The sequence below is a fragment of the Streptomyces sp. sk2.1 genome, assembly GCF_008120935.1.
GTDB lineage: Bacteria > Actinomycetota > Actinomycetes > Streptomycetales > Streptomycetaceae > Streptomyces.
This window is the reverse complement of record NZ_RDBO01000065.1, coordinates 93,973-111,406: the sequence shown is the minus strand read 5'-3', so window position 1 is coordinate 111,406 and position 17,434 is coordinate 93,973. Positions and strand designations below refer to the sequence as shown.

16 protein-coding genes and 1 pseudogene are annotated in these 17,434 nt (G+C 71.9%); 12 read left to right on the top strand and 5 right to left on the bottom strand.

What is annotated here, in order from left to right; genetic code table 11:
- Positions 1-72: 72 nt before the first annotated feature.
- From EAO76_RS22940 to mug, 7 genes are all read left to right on the top strand, one after another.
- Entirely contained in the window at positions 73-570 is a 498-nt protein-coding gene (locus tag EAO76_RS22940; protein ID WP_148837829.1) for a transglycosylase SLT domain-containing protein, read from the top strand.
- Positions 571-640: 70 nt separating this feature from the next.
- Positions 641-1,078: a GNAT family N-acetyltransferase gene (locus EAO76_RS22935; RefSeq protein ID WP_148837828.1), complete on the top strand. Its 438-nt coding sequence runs from the start codon at positions 641-643 to the stop codon at positions 1,076-1,078.
- Between the two features lie 172 nt (positions 1,079-1,250).
- Positions 1,251-2,585, top strand: coding sequence for a hemolysin family protein (locus EAO76_RS22930; RefSeq protein WP_148837827.1), 1,335 nt, complete (start codon positions 1,251-1,253; stop codon positions 2,583-2,585).
- Positions 2,582-3,601 carry a hemolysin family protein gene (locus EAO76_RS22925; RefSeq protein WP_148837826.1) on the top strand — a complete coding sequence of 340 codons (1,020 nt, stop codon included), beginning with the start codon at positions 2,582-2,584 and terminating at the stop codon, positions 3,599-3,601. Before EAO76_RS22930 ends, EAO76_RS22925 begins: the two co-directional genes overlap by 4 nt.
- Before the next feature lie 191 nt (positions 3,602-3,792).
- Positions 3,793-4,641, top strand: a complete 849-nt coding sequence (locus tag EAO76_RS22920; protein WP_148837825.1) for an SGNH/GDSL hydrolase family protein — start codon at positions 3,793-3,795, stop codon at positions 4,639-4,641.
- Positions 4,642-4,700: 59 nt separating this feature from the next.
- The gene (gene purB, locus EAO76_RS22915; protein ID WP_187438751.1) at positions 4,701-6,143 is read left to right on the top strand and encodes an adenylosuccinate lyase; all 1,443 of its coding nucleotides are present in this window, start codon (positions 4,701-4,703) and stop codon (positions 6,141-6,143) included.
- Between the two features lie 19 nt (positions 6,144-6,162).
- Positions 6,163-6,732, top strand: coding sequence for a G/U mismatch-specific DNA glycosylase (gene mug / locus EAO76_RS22910; protein ID WP_148837824.1), 570 nt, complete (start codon positions 6,163-6,165; stop codon positions 6,730-6,732).
- Between the two features lie 112 nt (positions 6,733-6,844).
- On the opposite strand, the gene EAO76_RS22905 is transcribed toward mug, so the two are convergent.
- Together EAO76_RS22905 and EAO76_RS22900 are read right to left on the bottom strand one after the other, a co-directional pair.
- Positions 6,845-7,588 (bottom strand): ABC transporter permease, encoded by a 744-nt coding sequence (locus EAO76_RS22905; protein WP_148837969.1) that lies wholly within the window; start codon positions 7,586-7,588, stop codon positions 6,845-6,847.
- Positions 7,585-8,523: an ABC transporter ATP-binding protein gene (locus EAO76_RS22900; RefSeq protein ID WP_148837823.1), complete on the bottom strand. Its 939-nt coding sequence runs from the start codon at positions 8,521-8,523 to the stop codon at positions 7,585-7,587. The genes EAO76_RS22905 and EAO76_RS22900 overlap by 4 nt, the downstream gene beginning before the upstream one ends.
- A gap of 107 nt (positions 8,524-8,630) precedes the next feature.
- Between EAO76_RS22900 and EAO76_RS22895 the strand changes: the two genes are divergently transcribed.
- The 3 genes from EAO76_RS22895 to EAO76_RS22885 all read left to right on the top strand — a co-directional run bounded on the left by EAO76_RS22895 (position 8,631) and on the right by EAO76_RS22885 (position 11,714).
- Positions 8,631-9,803 (top strand): sensor histidine kinase, encoded by a 1,173-nt coding sequence (locus EAO76_RS22895; protein ID WP_148837822.1) that lies wholly within the window; start codon positions 8,631-8,633, stop codon positions 9,801-9,803.
- Between the two features lie 4 nt (positions 9,804-9,807).
- Positions 9,808-10,458 carry a response regulator transcription factor gene (locus tag EAO76_RS22890; protein WP_148837821.1) on the top strand — a complete coding sequence of 217 codons (651 nt, stop codon included), beginning with the start codon at positions 9,808-9,810 and terminating at the stop codon, positions 10,456-10,458.
- A 98-nt stretch (positions 10,459-10,556) separates the two neighbouring features.
- A complete protein-coding gene (locus tag EAO76_RS22885) occupies positions 10,557-11,714 on the top strand; it encodes an ROK family transcriptional regulator (protein WP_148837820.1) in 1,158 nt (385 codons plus the stop codon).
- Positions 11,715-11,921: 207 nt separating this feature from the next.
- Here the strand turns inward: EAO76_RS22885 and EAO76_RS22880 are convergent, their stop codons facing one another.
- Entirely contained in the window at positions 11,922-12,689 is a 768-nt protein-coding gene (locus EAO76_RS22880; protein ID WP_148837819.1) for a GntR family transcriptional regulator, read from the bottom strand.
- Positions 12,690-12,973: 284 nt separating this feature from the next.
- Complete coding sequence (gene sigJ, locus EAO76_RS22875) at positions 12,974-13,867, bottom strand: RNA polymerase sigma factor SigJ (protein ID WP_148837818.1); 894 nt, start codon at positions 13,865-13,867, stop codon at positions 12,974-12,976.
- A gap of 153 nt (positions 13,868-14,020) precedes the next feature.
- Here sigJ and EAO76_RS22870 point away from each other — a divergent pair, with 153 nt between their 5' ends.
- Positions 14,021-14,851 carry an alpha/beta fold hydrolase gene (locus EAO76_RS22870; RefSeq protein WP_148837817.1) on the top strand — a complete coding sequence of 277 codons (831 nt, stop codon included), beginning with the start codon at positions 14,021-14,023 and terminating at the stop codon, positions 14,849-14,851.
- A gap of 63 nt (positions 14,852-14,914) precedes the next feature.
- On the opposite strand, the pseudogene EAO76_RS47690 reads toward EAO76_RS22870, so the two are convergent.
- A pseudogene (locus tag EAO76_RS47690) lies at positions 14,915-15,763 on the bottom strand (DMT family transporter); the annotation flags it as partial.
- A 47-nt stretch (positions 15,764-15,810) separates the two neighbouring features.
- Here EAO76_RS47690 and EAO76_RS22860 point away from each other — a divergent pair.
- Entirely contained in the window at positions 15,811-17,301 is a 1,491-nt protein-coding gene (locus EAO76_RS22860) for a PLP-dependent aminotransferase family protein (protein ID WP_148837816.1), read from the top strand.
- Positions 17,302-17,434: the final 133 nt, after the last annotated feature.

Below are 17,434 nucleotides of genomic sequence, written 5' to 3'. Positions count from 1 at the left end.
CCCCCACCCGCGGCACTCCCGTGCCCGGACCGGGGCACCGCACCGCATCGCACACCAGGAGAACCCACCCGCATGATGATCACCCGTACCCGTCTGCGCGCCCTGACCGCCACCGTCGCCACCACCGCCGCCGCGGCCGCCGCCCTCACCCTCACCTCCACCTCCGCGCAGGCCGCCGAGGCCCCCCAGGCCGCCCCCGCGGCCAAGACCTCCACCGTCACCACCGCCGCCCAGGGCGACAAGGGCAACGCCGGCAACCTCGACGGCTGGATCAAGGAAGCACTGGCCATCATGAAGGCCAAGGGCATCCCCGGCACCTACGAGGGCCTGCACCGCAACATCATGCGCGAGTCCAGCGGCAATCCCAACGCCCAGAACGGCTGGGACGTCAACGCCCAGAAGGGCACCCCCTCCAAGGGCCTGCTCCAGGTCATCCAGCCCACCTTCGACGCCTACCACGTCGACGGCACCGCCCACAGCCTCACCGACCCCGTCGCCAACATCACCGCGGCCGCCAACTACGCCGCCGACCGCTACGGCTCCATCGACAACGTCAACTCCGCCTACTGACATCGGCACCACCCCCTCCCCCGGCACAAACCGTTCGCCGAACGGGCCGGCGCTCTGCTTGGCTCGCCCGATGGACGATCACCGAAACGACCTCCGCATCCGCCATGCCGGCCTCCCGGACATCGACGCCGTACTGGACTTCTGGCGCGAGGCGGCGGAGGGGACGAGCATCAGCGACGACCACGACGGAGTGGCCCGACTGATTTCGAGGGACCCCGAGGCCCTGCTCCTGGCGGAGCGGGACGGGCGGCTCGTCGGAACGGTCATAGCGGGCTTCGACGGCTGGCGGTGCTCCGCCTACCGACTGGCCGTGCACCCGGAAGCGCGCCGACAGGGCATCGCCGCCGCACTGATGACGGCGGCGGAGCAGAGGTTCACCGATCTGGGCGGGCGCCGCGTTGACGCCATGGTCCTGGAGGCCAACGAACGGGCACATCACGCATGGGCCGCGGTCGGCTACCACCGCGAGGATCACTGGCGACGCTGGGTGAAACCGCTCACGGAGTGAGACGATCACCGAAATGGGGTCGACTTTGCCGATCCTTTACTATGGGTGTTCTTCTGTCCGTCCCTTCCGAAAGGTGTGAGCGTCCTTCCATGGGCGAGCCTCCCAGTAGCCGCTGCCACAGGCACCGCGCGATCCTCCTGCCCCTGCCCGATCATGGGACGGAGGTGAACCGATGACCGAAGTGCTCCTTCTGCTCGTGGCGGTCCTGCTCTCGCTCGCCTGCGGCGCCTTCGTCGCGGCGGAGTTCTCGCTGACGACGGTCGAGCGCGGACAGCTGGAACGGGCCGTCGAACAGGGCGAACGGGGTGCGGCGAGCGCCATGAAGGCCGTTCGCAGCCTCACTTTCCAGCTCTCCGGCGCACAGCTCGGCATCACCGTCACCAACCTGGTGGTCGGCATGCTCTCCGAACCGTCCATCGCGAAGCTGATCCGCGGCCCGATGGAGGCCATCGGACTGTCCCCGGGCCTGGCGTCCTCCGTGGCCCTCGTCCTGGGAACCGCGCTGTCCACCGTCTTCCTGATGATCGTCGGCGAGCTGGTCCCGAAGAACTGGGCGATCTCCTCCCCGCTGGCCGTGGCGAAGGCCGTGGCCACCCCCCAGCGGATCTTCACCGCGATCTTCCGGCCCTTCATCAGCCACCTCAACAACACCGCGAACCGGATCGTGCGCCGCTTCGGCCTGGAACCGGCCGAGGAGCTCGCGTCGGCGCGCAGCCCCCAGGAGCTGGCCGCGCTGGCACGGCACAGCGCGAAGGAGGGCGCGCTTGAGGCGGACACCGCGGAGCTGTTCGTCCGCACCCTCAACCTGTCGGAGCTCACGGCGGAGAACGTGATGACCCCCCGGGTCCAGGTCACCGCCCTCGACGCGCAGGCGACCGCCGAGGACGTGGCGAACGCCACCCGGGCGACCGGGCTGTCCCGCTTCCCCGTCTACCGCGGCAACCTCGACACCGTCATCGGCGTCGCGCACATCAAGGACGTACTGGCGATCCCCGCCGAACAGCGGCCCCGTACGCGCGTCTCGGAGATGCTGCGCGAGCCCCTGCTCGTACCGGAGACCCTCACCGTGGACCGGCTCCTCGACCGGTTGTCCGGCAGGCTCACGATGGCCGTCGTCATCGACGAGTACGGCGGCACGGCCGGGGTCGTGACGCTGGAGGACATCGTCGAGGAGGTGGTCGGCGAGGTGCGCGACGAGCACGATCCGCACGAGACGCCGGACCTCGCACCGGCCGGCGAGGACGCCGACGGGCGGACCCTGTGGTCGGCCGACGGCGCCGCGCGCGTCGACCAGCTGAGGACGATCGGGCTGCGGGTGCCCGACGGACCGTACGAAACCCTCGCCGGAGTGGTCGCCACCGAGGTGGGCCGCATTCCCGCCGTGGGTGATTCGGTCGAGATGGCGGGCTGGCGGATCGACGTGGTCGACGCGTCCGGACGCCGTGCCGCGCGGGCCCTGTTGCACGCGCCACTGCCCGACGACGAGCGGACGGAGGACGAACGATGATCGCCGTCCAACTCCTCATCGGACTGCTGACCCTGGTCGTCAACGCCTTCTTCGTCGGCGCGGAGTTCGCCCTGATCTCCGTGCGCCGCAGCCAGATCGAGCCCGAGGCCGAGGCCGGGAACCGGCGGGCGCGGAGCGTCGTCTGGGGCCTCGAACACGTATCGGCGCTGCTCGCGGCGGCGCAGCTGGGCATCACACTGTGCACGCTGGTGCTCGGCATCGTCGCCGAGCCGGCCATCGCGCACCTGCTGGAGCCCGTCTTCGACGCGGTGGGGGTGCCGCACGGACTGATCCATCCGATCTCGTTCGTGATCGCGTTGTCCGTGGCGACGTACCTGCACATGCTGCTCGGCGAGATGGTCCCGAAGAACATCGCCCTGGCCGAGCCCGTGCGGGCCGCGCTGCTGCTGGGACCGCCGCTGGTGACGCTCGCCAGGGCGCTGCGCCCGGTGATCTTCACGATCAACGCCTTCGCCAACACCTTGCTCAAGATCCTGCGCGTCGAGGCGAAGGACGAGGTGGCGGCGACGTTCTCCGACGACGAGCTGGCCCGGCTGGTGAAGGACGCGGGTGACGCCGGACTGGTCGACGACCGCTCGGCCGAACGACTGCACCACGCCCTGGAGCTGGGCCGCCGCCCGGTGCGGGACGTGGTGATGCCGGTGGACCGCGTCGTGTACGCCAGGGTCGGCACCACGCCGGAGCAGCTGGAACGCCTCTCGTACGAGACCGGCTTCTCGCGCTTCCCCGTGATGGACAGCGAGGAACGGACCCTGGGCTACCTCCATGTGAAGGACGCCCTCGACGCCGTGCCGCGCGACGTCCCGTTCCCGGTGACGGCGATGCGGCCGATCGCCCGGGTCCGGGCCGACACCCCGCTCGACGACGTACTGACCGCGCTGCGGCGCAGTCGTACGCACCTGGCAGCGGTCCTCGACGAGGACGACCGGCTGGCCGGAATGGTCACCATGGAGGACGTGCTCCGCGAACTGGTGGGCCGCCCCAAGGCCCACTGAACCGCCACTCCGGTCACCATCGCCCGGACGGGCCGGTGACACCTCCAGCGGGGGTGTCACCGGCCCGGTTCCGTTCCGGGGCCACTCCGGGCCCGCTCCGGGGCCGCTCCGGGCCCGCCTCCGCACTGCGGACCTCGGGTGACCGAGAACCCGGAGAGGGGCCGGAGCCACCGCGATACGATCGCATCGCCATGAAGATGAATGCCTCCTACAACAGTCTCGTCGCGGTCGGCGACTCGTTCACCGAGGGCATGTCGGACCTGCTGCCCGACGGTTCCTACCGCGGCTGGGCCGATGTCCTCGCCGGACGGCTCGCCACCCGCGCTCCGGGGTTCCGTTACGCGAACCTCGCCGTGCGGGGCAAGCTGATCGGCCAGATCGTCGACGAGCAGATCGACGCGGCCGCGGCCATGCGCGCGGATGTCGTCACGCTCGTCGGCGGGCTCAACGACACCCTGCGCCCCAAGTGCGACATGGGCATGGTCCGGGGGCGGCTCGAAGAGGCCGTGGAGCGCCTCGCCCCCTCCTGCAAGAAGCTCGTGCTCATGCGGAGCCCCGGCCGGAACGGCCCGGTGATGGAGCGTTTCCGGCCACGGATGGAAGAGCTGTTCTCCCTGGTCGACTCACTCGCGGCCCGGCACGGAGCGGTGGTCGTCGATCTGTACGGGGCACCGGCCCTGGGCGATCCCCGGCTGTGGGACGTGGACCGGCTGCACCTGACGGCCGACGGGCACCGCCGGGTCGCCGAGGCCGTCTGGCAGACGCTGGGGCTGCCGCCGGAGAACGACTGGCGGACCCCACTGCCTGCCGCGGTGCCGCCGAAGTGGGCGAGGCGACGCGTCGACGACCTCCGTTTCGCCCGTGAACACCTGATGCCGTGGATCGGCCGTCGGCTGACCGGCCGCTCGTCCGGAGACGGCCGGACGGGCGCCCAGTACAGCTCCGAACTGGGCAGGGCCTTCTGGGTCACCCCCCAGGACGCCCGCACCCCCGGCCCGGTGGCGGGGTGGCGCCGGGTGGACGCGGACCCGCTCTCGTAGCAACCCACAAACCGGACCGCGGCGCTGGCCTGCACAAATCGCCAGTAGAATCCGGACACGTGACTGCTGTGTCTGCGAAGCCTCGCATCCCCAATGTCCTGGCCGGCCGCTACGCCTCCACGGAGCTGGCCGTCCTCTGGTCCCCCGAGCAGAAGGTGAAGCTGGAGCGCCGGCTGTGGCTGGCGGTGCTGCGCGCCCAGAAGGACCTCGGGATCGAGGTGCCGGACGCCGCGCTGGCCGACTACGAACGTGTCGTCGACCAGGTCGACCTGGCCTCGATCGCCGAGCGCGAGAAGGTGACCCGCCACGACGTCAAGGCCCGGATCGAGGAGTTCAACGCCCTCGCCGGTCACGAGCAGGTCCACAAGGGCATGACCTCCCGGGACCTCACCGAGAACGTCGAGCAGCTTCAGATCCGGCTCTCCCTGGAGCTGATGCGCGACCGCACGGTGGCGGTTCTGGCCAGGCTCGGCAAGCTCGCGGGCGAGTACCGCGAGCTGGTCATGGCCGGGCGCTCCCACAACGTCGCGGCGCAGGCGACCACGCTCGGCAAGCGCTTCGCGACGGCCGCGGACGAGCTCCTGGTGGCGTACGGGCGGCTGGAGGACCTGCTGGGCCGCTACCCGCTGCGTGGCATCAAGGGCCCCGTGGGCACCGCGCAGGACATGCTCGACCTGCTGGGCGGCGACGCCGGCAAGCTCGCCGACCTCGAACAGCGCATCGCCGCGCACCTCGGCTTCAGCCAGGCCTTCACCTCGGTCGGCCAGGTCTACCCCCGTTCCCTCGACTACGACGTGGTGACCGCCCTGGTCCAGCTGGCCGCTGCGCCCTCGTCGGTCGCGAAGACGATCCGTCTCATGGCCGGGCACGAGCTGGTGACCGAGGGCTTCAAGCCGGGCCAGGTCGGCTCGTCCGCGATGCCGCACAAGATGAACACCCGCTCCTGCGAGCGTGTCAACGGCCTGATGGTGATCCTGCGCGGCTACGCGTCGATGACCGGCGAGCTGGCGGGCGACCAGTGGAACGAGGGCGACGTCTCGTGTTCCGTGGTCCGCCGGGTGGCGCTCCCGGACGCCTTCTTCGCGTTCGACGGGCTGCTGGAGACCTTCCTGACGGTGCTCGACGAGTTCGGGGCGTTCCCGGCCGTCGTGGCCCGTGAGCTGGACCGCTACCTGCCGTTCCTCGCCACGACCAAGGTCCTGATGGGCGCGGTGCGTGCGGGGGTCGGCCGTGAAGTCGCCCACGAGGCGATCAAGGAGCACGCGGTCGCCTCGGCACTGGCCATGCGCGAGCAGGGTGCCGAGCGCAACGAGCTGCTCGACAAGCTGGCCGCCGACGAGCGCATTCCGCTGGACCGCGCGGAGCTGGACGCCCTGATGGCCGACAAGCTCTCCTTCACCGGGGCCGCCGGCGACCAGGTCGCCTCGCTGGTCTCCCGCATCGAGGAGGTCGTCAAGCAGCACCCCGAGGCCGCCGCGTACGCGCCGGGCTCCATCCTGTGACGGCCGCGCCCACAGCCGGATGACCCCCGAAGAGCTCCGTGCCGCCCGCGACCACACCGTTCCCGATGTGGTCGCGGGCGGTCTGCGCGTGCTGTTCTGCGGGATCAACCCGAGTCTGACGACCGGTGCCACGGGCCACCACTTCGCCCATCCCGGCAACCGTTTCTGGCCCGTCCTCCACCGGTCCGGCTTCACCCCCCGTCAGCTGAAACCGGTCGAGCAGACCGAACTGCTGCGCCACGGGCTCGGCATCACCAATGTGGTGGCCCGGGCCACCGCCCGGGCGGACGAGCTGTCCGCCGAGGAGTTCCGCGAAGGCGGCCGGATCCTGGCGGCCAAGGTCGAGCAGTTGCGACCGCGGTGGCTCGCGGTCGTGGGAGTCACGGCTTACCGCACCGCCTTCAACCGGCGAACCGCCCGGATCGGTCCGCAGGACCACACCATCGGCGGCGCCCGCGTCTGGGCCCTGCCCAACCCCAGTGGCCTGAACGCCCACTGGACCACCCTGACCATGGCGGAGGAGTACGCGCGCCTCCGCGCCGCCGTCGACCACGACGAGCCCCGGCCCCTTCCCATCGAAGCCCCCTGAGCCCTGCTCCTTCCACCGAAGCCTCCCGAGCCCCGCCTCTTCCGTCCGCAGCCCCCTGGACCAAGGGCCTTCGGCCGCACGGCGCTCCGCGTGGGAAGGTCACGGCGGCGGGTCATGCGTCCCGCCGTCTGATCGCCCACCAGCCGGCCAGCACCGCGACCGCCGCCCAGGCCGCTGCCACCGCGAGCCCGCCCCACGGTCCGAGACCACCCTCGGGATTCTGGTGGAGCACCAGCTGTCCCGCGCGGTCCGGCAGATACTGCGCGACGCTGCCCGCGACGTCTCCGACCACGAAGGAGACGATGAGTATGAACGGGATGAGCAGGCTGAGCACGGCGACGGCGCTGCGCAGCACCACCGCCAGTCCGGCGGCGAACAGCGCCATCAGGGCCAGGTACGTCCCGCCCCCGACGACCGCTCGCAGGGCACCCGGCTCGCCGAGGCCGATCGCGTACTCACCCATGAACATCTGGCCCACCAGGAAGGAACTGAGGCTGGTGACCAGGCCGACGGCGAGTGCCGTCGTTCCGATGAGCGCGATCTTGACGGCGTAGAAGAGGTTGCGGCGCGGCACGGCGGCGAGCGATATGCGCAGAGCGCCGTTGAGGTACTCGGACGAGATCGCGGTCGCGCCGAAGCTGATGGCCGCGATCTGGCCGAAGTTCAGTGCGTAGAAGGCGTTGAAGACCGGATCGGCGCCCGGGTTGTCCGCCTCGGCCTGGCCGACGGTGGCGAAGGCCAGCACGGTGATGGCGAGTGTCACGAGAGGGATCGCGGCCAGGGACCCGGCGACGGACCGCACCGATCTGATCTTGATCCACTCGGAGTGCAGTACTGCGGCAGTCGACATGGTCAGTTCTCCCGAGGGTCGATGGTCGAGGTGGACGCCGATGCGAATTCCGTGGCATCGGCGGTGAGGTCGAGGTAGGCCTGTTCCAACGTGACCTGCTCGTCGACGAGTTCGAGAACGGCGATGCCCTCGGCCGCGGCCAGCGCGCCGATCTCCCCGGCCTTCGCGCCCTCCACGGTCCAACGACCGTCACCGTCCTGCGCCGGCTCGTATCCCTTGCGGAGCAATATGTCGCGCAGCCGGGTGGGCTCGGTCGTGCGCACTCTCACCCGGGGCCTGCTGCGGGACTCCAGGAATTCCCGCATCGGCAGGTCGGCGAGGAGCCGGCCCCGGCCGAGCACCACCAGGTGGTCGGCGAACGAAGAGGTCTCGTTCATGAGATGGCTGGAGACCAGGACCGTCCGGCCCTCCCGGGCAAGTCTCTTCATCAACTCCCGGATCCAGATGATGCCTTCCGGATCCAGCCCGTTCGACGGCTCGTCCAGCATCACGACCTCCGGATCACCCAGCAGGGCGGCCGCTATGCCCAGCCGCTGACGCATGCCGAGCGAGAAGGTCTTGATCCGCGCTCCGCCGACCTCGCCGAGGCCCGCCTCCTCCAGGACCTCCTCGACCCTGCGCGTACCCAGGCCGTTGCTGACGGCGAGGGCCAACAGGTGGTTACGGGCGGTGCGCGAGCCGTGGGCGGCCTGGGCGTCGAGCAGGGCGCCCACGCGGCGCAGCGGGTTGTCGAGCGCGGTGTAGAGCCGCCCGCCGATCGTGGCCCTGCCGGCGGTGGGCCGGTCGAGGCCGAGAACGAGTCGCATGGTGGTGGACTTGCCCGCGCCGTTGGGGCCGAGGAAACCGGTGACGCGTCCGGGCTCCACGCTGAACGTGAGGCCGTCCACGGCGCGGTTCGCACCGTATTCCTTGGTGAGTTGCTGGACGTCGATGTTGGTCATGCCCTCAGCCTCGCGTTCGTGCCCCGGGCCCCGCCTCCCCCGCGAGTGGGGATGATCTCCCTCGCTCGGGGGAGCCGCCCGGCTGCGCGGGCTGACACGATGGCGGCATGTTCCGTCTTCTCCGCCCGCTCGCCTCGTCCGTGACCTACACCCGATGGCTCCACATCGTCATCCCGGGTGCGGTCTGCAGCGTGTGGATGTTCATCTCACCGGACACGCCGTGGGCGCCCATGCTCTTCGCCGTTCCGGTCGGGCTGCTGCCCGGGATGCGGCTCGCCGAGGGGGTCCAGGCACAGCTCTTGCTCACCCCCGGCGAGCGGGGCAAGCCCGATGCCTCGATATCGGCGAGCCCCGCGACCACATGGGCGGATCGCTGGAGAACCGTGGCATGGCTGGAAATACGGCTGGTGTTCGCCGCTGCCGTGGGGATGGCCAGCGTGTGGCTGCCGGCGACCGCGGTCGATCTCGCCATGGCCGCGTCCGGATCCCGCCTGAGCGGTGACTGGCTGGTCCGCGGGGTGGAGCCGCACTGGTGGTACGCCCTGATCGTTCCTGTTCCCCTGCTGGTTCTGCTCGCCCTCGTCGTGGTGAGCGGCCGGTTGATCACCGCAGCCGCCCGGTGGTCCTTCGGCCTCTCGCCGGTGCAGCGGCTGACCGCGCTGGAGGAGCGCACGGAACAGTTGTTGGAACGCAATCGCATCGCCCGTGAGCTGCACGACTCGATCGGGCACGCGTTGACGGTCGCGGTCGTGCAGGCGGGCGCGGCCCGGGCGGCGCAGAACCCGGAGTTCACCGAACGGGCGCTGACCGCGATCGAGGAGACCGGCCGCGACGCGCTCGACGATCTGGAGCGGGTCCTGCGGGTGCTGCGTGAATCGGGAGGACCGGTGGGACAACAGCCGACGTTGGTGGAAGCGGACAGGCTGCTGGACTCCGCGCGCAGTTCGGGCGCGGAAGTCGACGCGGATGTGTCCGGCCCGCTGGGGCAGTTGCCGGGGGCCGTCTCCCGCGAGGGGTACCGCATCCTTCAGGAGTCCCTCACCAACGTGCTGCGTCACTCGGGTGCGGTTCCCATCCGGGTGCGGATCAGCATCACGAACGGGCGGCTGGAGCTGGAGGTCACCAATCCGCTCACGGACACGGCACACAAACCGGGCGGGGGGAGCGGATTGCGGGGAATCCGAGAACGGGCCGCGTTGCTGGGCGGAAAGGCGAAGACGGGTCCGCACGGCGACGAGTGGCGGGTGCGGGCGAGCCTTCCGTTGAACGGGCTGAGGTGATCCGATGCCGATCCGTGTCCTTCTGGTGGACGACGAACCCCTTGTCCGGGCGGGGTTGCGCGCGGTTCTCGATGCCCAGCCCGACATCGAGGTGGTGGGCGAGGCGGGCGACGGTGCCGCCGTGATCCCGCTGCTGCGCCGGCTGAATCCCGACGTGGTGGCCATGGACGTCAGGATGCCGCTGATGGACGGCATCGAAGCCACCCGGGTGGTGCTGCGCACGGTGCCGGAACCGCCGAAGATCCTGGTGGTCACCACCTTCGAGAACGACGAGTACGTCTATGAGGCACTGCGTGCCGGCGCGGACGGTTTCCTCCTCAAGCGTTCCCGTCCCGCCGAGATAGTGCACGCGGTGCGGCTGGTCGCCGAGGGCGAGTCGTTGCTGTTCCCGGCGGCGGTCCGGCAGCTCGCCGCCGAGTACGGCACCAGCAAGGCGCGAGCGGTCATGGACCGGGCAGCGCTCACCGACCGGGAGTCCGCCGTCCTGCGTCTGATGGCCCGCGGCCTGTCGAACGCGGAGATCGCCGCCAAACTCGTGGTCGGGGTCGAGACGGTGAAGACCCATGTGAGTGCCGTGCTCACCAAGTTGGGGGCGCGGGACCGCACCCAGGCGGTGATCGCGGCCTACGAGTCCGGGTTCGTCGCTCCGGGGTGACGGCCCCGTCCCGGAAATCCATCGCGACCCGCGGTCGCCCCGCACCCGGCCAGCGAGTACCATCCGCCTGACATGCGCTCGAGCAGGGAGGACACCTCGTGGGCCGGCTGACCGGTGGAGATCCGTCACTGTTGCGGCGCATCAATTCCGCAGTGGTGCTGCACGCTCTCCGGGGTGCCGACTCCCCCACGCTCACGGATCTCACCCGTATCACGGGCCTGTCCCGGCCGACGGTCGAGGGCGTGATGGAGGGACTCTTCGAGGCCGGGCTGGTCGTCGAATCGGTGCCCGACGGGGCCGGGGCCCGGCGGCAGGGCCGGCCGGCCCGCCGGTTCAGGTTCCGGGCCGAGGCCGGGCATCTGCTCGGCATCGAGATCGGCCCGCACCGGGTGTCCGCCCTGCTGTCCGGGCTGGACGGCCGGATCATCGGCTCCGGCTCGCGCGAGGTGTCGGAGACCGCGAGTGCCGACGACCGGCTCGACAAGGTCAGGGCCGTGGTGGCCGACATCCTGCGGCGGACCGGGGTGGCCCGGAGCAGTCTGCGGGCGGTGGGGATCGGCAGTCCCGGCATCGTGGAGGCCGACGGGACGGTACGGCTCGGCACCGCGCTGCCGGGGTGGACGGGGCTGGCTCTGGGCGAGCGGCTGAGACGGTCCTTCCGCTGTCCCGTCCTCGTGGAGAACGACGCCAACGCGGCGGCGGTCGCGGAGCACTGGAAGGGCGCCGCCGTCGAGTCCGACGACATCGTCTTCGTCCTGGCGGGGCTGAGCCCCGGTGCCGGGTCCTTGATCGGCGGGCGTCTGCACCGCGGCTTCGGCGGTGCGGCGGGCGAGATCGGCGCACTGCATCTGCTGGGCCGCGAAGCCACTCCGGAGCGACTGCTGTCCACGACGGGCACGCCGCTGGACCCGTTGGACGAGCCCGCCGTGGCCGAGGTGTTCTCGAAGGCCCGCCAGGGCGACCTCCGGGCCCAGGCGGCGGTCGAGCGGTTCATCCAGCGCCTGGTGCACGATGTCGCGGCGCTGGTGCTGGCGCTGGATCCGGAGCTGGTGGTGGTGGGCGGCTGGGCCACCGGGCTGGACGACGTGCTGGAGCCGCTCCGTAGTGAGCTGGCCCGCTACTGCCTCCGGCCGCCCCGGGTCACACTGTCGCTGCTCGGTGAGGCGGCGGTGGCCACCGGTGCGCTGCGGCTGGCTCTCGACCATGTGGAGGAGCAGCTCTTCGCGGTGGAGGGAACGGTGACGGCCCGCCGCTGAGTGCGACGGGCCGCGCGTGTCGGCGTACCGGGCAGGCCGGCGTACCGGTGAGAGGCCCCGGGGTGYCCGGGGCCCGCAGTCGCCTCGGGGCGCCCGGGGTGGGCTGTCGTTTCCGGGACGGGGCCGTGGGACGTCCGGTGTTCCTGGGCGGGGGCCCGGATCGTCCGAAGCTCCCGGGCCCGGGAGTTCCCGGGCCCGAGCGGGGCCTCAGGACGCCTGGCGCGGCTGGGCGTGGTGGCTGATCTCCAGGTCTCCCGAGTCGCCGAAGGTGAGCCGGCAGGTGTCCGCCCGGTACGTGGCGACGGAGAGCGCGACGGTGCCGCCCGCAGCGAGGTAGCGGGTGGTGACGACGAGCACGGGGGCGCCGGGAAGCCGGTCGAGTTCCTTGGCGTCGTCCACCCGTGCGGATCCGAGCTCCACCGACCGGTCCTGGCCTTCGAGGCGGAGGCGGTGCAGTTCGCGCAGGACGCCGCGGGCCCGGACGGCGCCGGAGGGGGTGTCGATCGCGGAGAGTTCGGGCACGGACGACACCGGGACATAGAGGAGTTCCGCCGCGACCGCCTGGCCGTGGGTCACCCGGATCCGGCGCACGATGTGGACCGGCTCGTCGGCGTCCACGTCGAGCGCGGCCGACACCGATGCCGGTGCGACGGCCGTCGTGCAGTCCACCGGCTGCCACGCCTCGGCCGTACCGCCGCCGGACCAGTCCCGCTGCGCGGTGGAGACGGCGACCCCGACGCGCGGCGGGGCGACGGTGGTCCCGACACCGCGGCGGCGCTGGAGCCTTCCTTCGAGTTCGAGCTGTTCCAGAGCCTGCCGGAGCGTGGCTCGGGCGACTCCGAACCGGGCGGCGAGCTCACGCTCGTTGGGCAGGATCTCGCCCACCGCAAAGTCCGAGTCGAGTGCCTCACTGAGCACGGTCTTGAGGTGCCAGTACTTCGGCTCCTGCACCGATTCCAGCTGCGTGGTCCCCACCCTGTCCTCCGCAATCGCCCAGCGGCTTTTCCGCGACGTTATTTATTAAAGGTTCCTGTCTTAACGGTGAGACGATAGGACGGGATACCCCCTTGGTCAAGACCAATCCTCGGTCGGTCACACAGCGGAACGGGACTCTGCCGCAGAGCGTTCACAGGATGTTCGTGACCCCGTGCGCCGGGCACAGCACGAAGCCCCACGCCGGCCGGGGCATGGGGCTTCGTACAAAAGCGCCGGCGGGACAGCCCGTACCGGCCGGACGGGGCCGGAGAGGGCCGGGCCCGTTACTGCGTCGCGGCGTCGGAGAGGTGGGCGACCTTGTCGGGGTTGCGCACGATGTACACGCACTGGATGAGCCCGTCCCTGATGTCCACCTGGAGGACCGCGTCGGCCTTTCCGTCCAGGAGCACCAGCAGGCCCGGCCCGCCGTTGAGTTCCAGGAGCCTGGTGTCGAAGTCCGACACCGGGTCGTGGGCGATGCCGACGAGGAACCGGCCCACCTTGCCGGCGCTCTCGATGACCCGCAGCGGGGCCCTGGACTTCCCGCCGCTGTCGCCGACGAGCCGCACATCGGGTGCGAGCAGGGCCAGCAGCCCCTCGATGTCACCGCCCGCCGCCGCGGCGAGGAACCGTTCCGTGAGGTCGCGGCGGTGTGCCGGGTCGACGTCGTAGCGGGGTTTGCGCTCCTCCACGTGGTGCCGTGCGCGCCCCGCGAGCTGGCGCACCGCGGCCTCGCTCCGGTCCAGGGCGGCGGCGATCTCCGCGTACGGGAAGCCGAACGCCTCGCGGAGCACGAAGACGGCCCGTTCCAGCGGGGAGAGAGATTCCAGGACGACGAGCACGGCGATCGACACGGAGTCGGCCAGAACGGCCTGTTCCGCCGTGTCGGGCACGGCCGGTCCGAAGTCGGTGACCACGGGCTCCGGCAGCCACGGGCCGACGTACGCCTCGCGGCGCGACTGCACCTGCCGCAGTCGGTCGATGGCCAGGCGGGTGACGATCCTGACGAGGAAGGCACGTGGTTCGCGCACGTCCGCGCGGGACGCGGACGACCAGCGCAGCCACGCCTCCTGGACCACGTCCTCGGCGTCGGCGATCCTTCCCAGCATGCGGTAGGCGACCCCGGTGAGCACGGGGCGGTGGTCCTCGAAGACGTCGGTCGCGGTGTCGGCTGTCACCTCTCCATCCCAGCCGACCCGTCGCACCCTGTCCAGCACGAATCGCCCACCCCCCTTGAACCCCTGGCTACCGAACGGTAATTGTTGTTGACAAGACGTCTAAGTCGCCTTCAGGCATGGCCCCTTCATGCCGGATCACCCGGGGAGCACCGCATGGCCACCACGGTCTCGTTCAGCGTCGAATCACCACAAGGGCCCCGGACCGTGTCCGTGGCGTACGAACGGACCGGTACCGGCGAGCCGTTGCTCCTGCTCCACGGGATCGGTCACCATCATCAGGCCTGGGACCCGGTGCTGCCCGTCCTGGCCGTGGAACGGGACGTGATAGCCGTGGACCTGCCCGGCTTCGGCGTCTCCCCCGCGCTGCCCGACGGTCTGCCGTACGACCTTCCGACCGTGGTCGCGGTGCTCGGCGCGTTCTGCGCGGCGATCGGCGTGGACCGGCCGCACGTGGCGGGCAACTCGCTCGGGGGTCTGCTGGCGCTGGGGCTCGGCCGGGAGAAGCTCGTCCGGTCGGTGACCGCGCTGTCGCCCGCGGGTTTCTGGGCGCCGGGAGAGCGGCGCTACGCGTTCACGACGCTGCGGGCCATGCGGCGGGCAGCCCTGTCGATGCCGATGCCGCTGATCGAGCGGCTGTCGCGCAGCGCGGCCGGGCGCACGACGCTGACCAGCACCATCTACGCCCGGCCCGGCCGTCGTTCACCCGACGCCGTCGTCGCCGAGACCGTCGCCCTGCGCGAGGCGACCGGTTTTCACCAGACGCTCGCCGCCGGCCGGGACGCGCTGTTCACCGACGACGTGCCGGGGCTGCCCGTGACCGTCGCCTGGGGCGGCCGGGACCGGATCCTGCTGCGCCGGCAGGGCGTCAGGGCCAAGCACGTCATCCCCGACGCCCGGCTGGTCCGGCTTCCGGGATGCGGACACGTGCCGATGAACGACGATCCCGCGCTCGTGTCCCGGGTGATCCTCGACACCGGCCGCTGAGCCCGCCCCGGTGGCCCCGCCCGTCGCTCCCCGGGTCAGGACACCCGACCCGAGGGCGACCCCGAGCCCGACCAGGAGGCTGCCACCGGCCTGCGCGACGCCGTACGAACCGGCGCCGACCAGCGGTGCGGTGAGCGCGGCGGAGACCGGGATCAGGCCGGAGAAGAGGGTGGCGCGCTCGGCGCCGATGCGCTGCATGCCCATGTACCAGCAGACGAAGCCGACAACGGTGACCACCGCCGCCTGCCACACCAGCGCGACGGCCTCCGCCGCCGTGGGCATCCGCAGCACGCCGCCGCCGTCCAGGACGACGCCCAGCAGCACCGACTCGACGGCGGCGACGGCGCAGACCGTGGCGGACAGCAGCCGCGGCCCGAGCGGTCGCAGCACGGGGACGGCGAGGACCGCGAAGCCGACCTCGCCCGCCAGGGCCCCGGCCGAGCAGAGGACGCCCGCCAGGTCCGTGCGGCCCCAGCCCTGCACCGTGAAGGCCCCGGCGGCGACGAGCGCGGACGCGTACAGCACCGGGCGCGTCGGCCGGCGGCCGCCCAGCAGCGGCACGAGGACGGCGACCAGGATCGGGGCGCAGCCGACGAACACCCCCGGAACAGCGGGTTCCGCAGATCGTTCCGCGGCGAGGACGGCCAGGTTGAAGCCGACCATGCCGACGGCCGCCAGCAGGGCGAGCCTTCCCCACTGCCGCGGGGTGAGGGCGCGCAGCACGGTGGTCGTCCGGGCCCTTCCGTCGCGGGCCAGTACGGGTACGAGCAGCAGCGCCGCGAGGCCGTAGCGCAGCGCCTGGCCGCCCGCGTACGGATAGTCCCCCAGAACACTGTTGGCGGTGAAGGAGGCGCCCACCAGGACGCAGGCGAAGGCCGCGAGAAGCGAGCCGCGCAGAGAAGTGACGTTCATGGGACCGACGCTAGGCAGCCGGGCGGTCCCGTTTAAGGTCCACTTCCATGACGTCTTCGAGGACCAATCCGCCGTCGGACCGTGCGGCCGGTACGGATGTCGGCTCCCCCGCCTGGGAGTTGCTGCTCCCGGCCGTCGAGGAGCCCGCCCGTCGGCGCGGGCGCGCGCTGCAGTCGGCGTTGCGCGAGGCCGTGCGCTCGGGCCGGCTCGTCCCGGGGACGCGGCTGCCGTCCAGCCGCGCGCTCGCGGCCGATCTGCGGGTGTCGCGCGGTCTGGTCACCGAGGCGTACGAACAGCTCACCGCCGAGGGGTACCTGCGCAGCGGGCGCGGGGCGGGCACCTGGGTGGGCGAAGCGGTCCGGGCCGCCGCGCCGGAGGTCCGCGATCTCGCGGAGCGCGCCCCCGGCGTACGCGTGGACTTCCGGCCGGGCACGCCGGACCTGTCGCTGTTCCCGCGTGCCGCCTGGGCCGCCGCGCACCGCTCGGTGCTCGGCCGGCTGCCGCACGACGCGCTCGGCTATCCCGACCCTCGGGGGCTGCCCGTGCTGCGGGAGGCCCTGGCCGCCCTGCTGGCGCGCCGCCGCGGGGTGGTCGCCGATCCCGAGCGCCTGGTGGTGTGCTCCGGCGTGGCACAGGCGACGACGCTGCTGGGGTTCGTCCTGCACGGGCGCGGGCTGCGGACCGTCGGTGTCGAGGATCCCGGGAGCCACGAGCACTCCGCGCTGTTCACCTCCGCGGGGCTCGCCACCACCGATCTGCCGCTCGACGACGAGGGGCTGGCGATCGAGCCCCTCGTGCGCTCGGGCGTGCGCGCGGTCGTGACCACTCCCGCGCACCAGTTCCCCACCGGAATCGCCTACTCCGCCGCTCGGCGCAGCCGGCTGCTGGACTGGGCGCGCACCGTGGACGGGCTGATCGTGGAGGACGACTACGACGGCGACTTCCGTTACGACCGCGCGCCCGTCGGCGCGCTGCAGGGGCTCGACCCGCGGCGCGTCGCGTACACCGGTTCGGTGAGCAAGTCGCTGGCTCCCGGGCTGCGGCTGGGCTGGCTCCTGGCGCCGGCGGACATGACGGACGAGATCGTCGCCCGCAAGCGGACCATGGATCTGGGCAATCCCTCCGTCGACCAGGCGGTCCTGGCCGACTTCATCACCCGGGGCGGTTACGACCGGCAGTTGCGCCGCTGCCAGCGCGCCTACCGCGAGCGCCGTGACACGCTCACGTCGATGCTGGCGGAGTGCTTCCCCGGCACCGCGGTGAGCGGGATCGCCGCGGGGCTCCACATCATCGCCGGGCTGCCCGGACGCTACGGCCCCGAGCCGGTGCTCCTGGCGCGTGCGGCCCGCGCCGGAGTGGCCCTGCGGCCGCTCGCCGCCAAAACCGCCGCGTCCGGGGACCGCGCGGTGAACCTGGTCCTCGGTTACGCGCATCTGGCTCCTTCGGAGATCGAACGGGGGGTGCGGCTGCTCGCGGAGGCCCTGCGGGACCCGGCCGGGCCGGACCCCGGGGAGGGCCGGGGCCGGGTGTTCACCTGAGGTTGGTGTGCGCGCCGCCGGCGGGCACGAGGGTGGCACCGGCCGACCAGCCGCCCTCGGGGCCTCCTGTCCGGATCGTGCCGGTCGTGTGCCCGGCACCCGGTCCGGACCGGGTCCCGAGTCCCACCGACCA